The 2,928-nt window shown below is 65.3% G+C and carries 4 protein-coding genes and 1 pseudogene; 2 read left to right on the forward strand and 3 right to left on the reverse strand.

The genetic code is table 11. The features are described from left to right. Positions 1 to 433, reverse strand: a 433-nt coding sequence (gene ctaE, locus WBQ44_RS12475; RefSeq protein ID WP_495567003.1) for an aa3-type cytochrome oxidase subunit III, incomplete at its 3' end; no start/stop codon positions are given. A 151-nt stretch (positions 434 to 584) separates the two neighbouring features. Here ctaE and WBQ44_RS12480 point away from each other — a divergent pair. Next, complete coding sequence (locus WBQ44_RS12480) at positions 585 to 1,064, forward strand: hypothetical protein (protein WP_495567004.1); 480 nt, start codon at positions 585 to 587, stop codon at positions 1,062 to 1,064. Between the two features lie 117 nt (positions 1,065 to 1,181). Next, on the forward strand, positions 1,182 to 2,255 hold the full coding sequence (gene trpD / locus WBQ44_RS12485; RefSeq protein WP_495567005.1) for an anthranilate phosphoribosyltransferase: 1,074 nt from the start codon (positions 1,182 to 1,184) through the stop codon (positions 2,253 to 2,255). 26 nt (positions 2,256 to 2,281) lie between these two features. Here the strand turns inward: trpD and WBQ44_RS12490 are convergent, their stop codons facing one another. Next, entirely contained in the window at positions 2,282 to 2,557 is a 276-nt protein-coding gene (locus WBQ44_RS12490; protein ID WP_495567006.1) for an Lrp/AsnC family transcriptional regulator, read from the reverse strand. A gap of 89 nt (positions 2,558 to 2,646) precedes the next feature. Continuing rightward, positions 2,647 to 2,928: pseudogene (locus WBQ44_RS12495) on the reverse strand (hypothetical protein); the annotation flags it as partial.

A 2,928-nucleotide genomic window follows, 5' to 3' on the forward strand; every position in this document is an offset into this window, starting at 1 on the left:
CGGTCGTGATGTAGAAGACCGACCCGTAGACGCTCGACGAGAGTGTCGTGCCCTCGTGAACCAGGTGGTAGTACTCGTAGCCCTGGCCGGCGACGAAGAATGTGCCCATGGCCAGGGTGATGATGTACCAGCGCCGGAGTCCGAAGACGTCACCACGCTCGGCTGCGAACACGCCGAGCTGGCAGGTGAACGAGGACGCGATCAACACGGCAGTGACCGGAACGGCGAGCCCGAGGTTGAGCTCGGTCGGTTCCGGTGGCCAGTTGCCGTTGGCCTGCGCCCTCGCGACGAAGTACATCGCAAAAAGTCCAGCAAAGAACATGAGTTCGCTCGACAGCCACACGATGGTGCCGACGCTGACCATATTGGGACGGTTCAGCGAGTGCACGCGTTGGGTGATTGCCGATCCTTGAGTCCCTACAGCGCTCGTCACAAAGAGAAGTATGACTGTTCGTAGTACCGAAGGCATACCCGGGTCCGGTGTTGGCGCGTCGTGACCTTCGCACACCACAGACAGAGTTCGATATCCGCAGTTGAAAGGGGGTGCATCGACTCGTCGGGGCAGTACGTGGAAGGCTTGCCTAATGGCAACGAACGGTGGCGGATCCTGGTTCCGGCGACTCTTCGCAGGGTCGAAGAAAAAGTCGCTCGACCCCACCCGAACGGACCTGTCGACGGTGGCGTCGTCGTTCGACGATGCCGAGTCTTCGTCGGCCGCTCTCGAACGTGGTTCCGGCATCGGATGGGTGGCCGAGGACGAGGCGGTGTTCCGGCATCACCTGGTGCTGCCGGCGGACGCCGTGGCCGACGCGGCAGCCACAGCTGCCCAGGACGGGTACGAACTCGTCGAGTCCCCGCAACCTGCTCCCGTCTTTCCCGTCGCCGACGCCCCCGCCGGCGTTGTCGACGCAGTCGAAGTGACGCTGCAGAGGGTGCAGGTGGTCGACGCGTTGCACTGCTCCCAGGAACGATCGAGGATGGCGGGCCTCGCTCAGCGCCGTGGAGGCGTCGTACGCGGCTGGGACGCATTGCAACCGGGCGGGGATTCCACGCCACCACGCTGAGCGATCCGCCTCGCTGATTAAGCTGACCACGCCCGTCTCTCGGTCGAGAGTTCGAGGTGGGGACGGCGAGAAGGACGACGCCGAGCCGGACACGCGAGAGAAGGGCCTTCGGAGACGATGACCGAATCGAACACCAGCGCGCAGATTCGCACGTGGAAGAAGGTGCTCGGAGCGCTCACCTCGGGTACGGATCTCGGCAGCGCCGACACCAGCTGGGCAATGGACGAAATCATGTCCGGCGACGCGACGGCTGCGCAGATAGCTGCGTTCGGCGTCGCGCTGAAGATGAAAGGCCCCACGCCCGCCGAGGTGCGCGGGCTTGCGGACTCGATGCTCTCGCACGCAACCCTCGTCGAGAGCGAACCGCTTTCCGTGGACGTGGTGGGCACCGGCGGCGACGGAGCCGACACCGTCAACATCTCCACGATGGCCGCGATGGTCGTCGCGTCCGCAGGCTCGAGCGTCGTCAAGCACGGAAACCGTGCTGCGTCGTCGCAGAGCGGAACAACCGACGTTCTCGAGGCCCTGGGCGTCAAGTTCGGTCTCGGCCCTGTCGGCGTCGCCGCAACGGTCCGCGACGTCGGCATCGGATTCTGCTTCGCGCCCGTCTACCACCCGGCACTGCGCTTCGCGGGCCCGCCGCGCAAGGAGATCGGCATCCCGACGGTGTTCAACGTTCTCGGACCGTTGACGAATCCCGGGCGGCCGCGGGCGGGACTGATCGGCTGTGCCTTCGAGTCGTTGGTGCCCGTCGTGGCCCAGGTGTTCGCCGATCGAGGAACGAGCGCTCTCGTCGTCCGCGGCGACGACGGACTCGACGAGATCACGCTGTCCACCACGACCACTGTTCACGTGGTGTCGAACGGCGCGGTGACGGAAGCAAAGATCGATCCACGGGATCACGGATTCGACTACGTGCCCATCGAGGCTCTCAAAGGGGGCGACGCGGCGTTCAACGCGCAGGTCGCGCACTCGGTGTTCGCAGGCGCGGCCGGCCCGGTACGCGATGCCGTGTTGCTCAACGCGGCTGCGGCATTGACGGCCTTCGACGGAATGGACGGCGGCATCGACGTCGGCGACCTACCCGTACTCCTCGAGCGAGGTCTGGCCAGAGCCGCGCGTGCAGTCGATTCCGGCGCCACCGCCCGACTGCTGGGACGGTGGGTCACCAGGTCGAACGAGCTCGACTGACCCCGTTCCGGAGCGTCGCACGCAACTCATTCTCCGATCGAGAAGCCCGCTTCGATGTCGGCACTCGAGTAGGACTGAAACGCGATGTGGGTGGCGGTGTTGACCACTCCGGGCACCTTGTTGATTCGCTGAGTCACGACCTCGGCGATCTGCTGATGGTCGCGAACCTTGACGATCGCTATCAGGTCGACGTCGCCCGCACAGGAATAGACCTCGGTGACACCGTCCACATCGGCCACGGCCTGGGCGGTCTCCGGAATGACGCGTGCCTCGGCGTCGATCATGACGATGGCGTTGATCATGGGGCTCCTGACGGTGACTTGGACTGAAGGTAACTCGGACGAGGTGGTCTGCCTGCTTCGTGACACGTGAACCACGTGCCGAGACGAGTTTAGAGCGCCTTTGTCTGCGCGAACTCCAGTGCGCTGTGTTCCCGCCGGGCCACTGTGCGGGCGACGCTGCACCACTGTCGCCACGCTCCCGCCCCGCGAGACGGTTCGGCATAACCGTGTGTGGCGGAGACGATTCTGACGCCATCGGAGTCCAGCCAGCGCGCTATGAGACCGACTTCCTCGGGTGGCGCACCGCGAAACGGTGTCGGGTCGGGCACGACGGTTTCTGCTGCGGCGACGATGGCTTCGACGACGGGCATCGGGTGCACCCGGCGTGGAGT

This window comes from Rhodococcus sp. (in: high G+C Gram-positive bacteria), from assembly GCF_049591685.1.
Lineage (GTDB): Bacteria > Actinomycetota > Actinomycetes > Mycobacteriales > Mycobacteriaceae > Rhodococcoides.

Bases quoted from the DNA above. Each gene is read 5' to 3' on its own strand.
- WBQ44_RS12490 (WP_495567006.1), bottom strand. From the start codon at position 2,557: ATGATCAACGCCATCGTCATGATCGACGCCGAGGCACGCGTCATTCCG.
- trpD (WP_495567005.1), top strand. From the start codon at position 1,182: ATGACCGAATCGAACACCAGCGCGCAGATTCGCACGTGGAAGAAGGTG.
- WBQ44_RS12480 (WP_495567004.1), top strand. From the start codon at position 585: ATGGCAACGAACGGTGGCGGATCCTGGTTCCGGCGACTCTTCGCAGGG.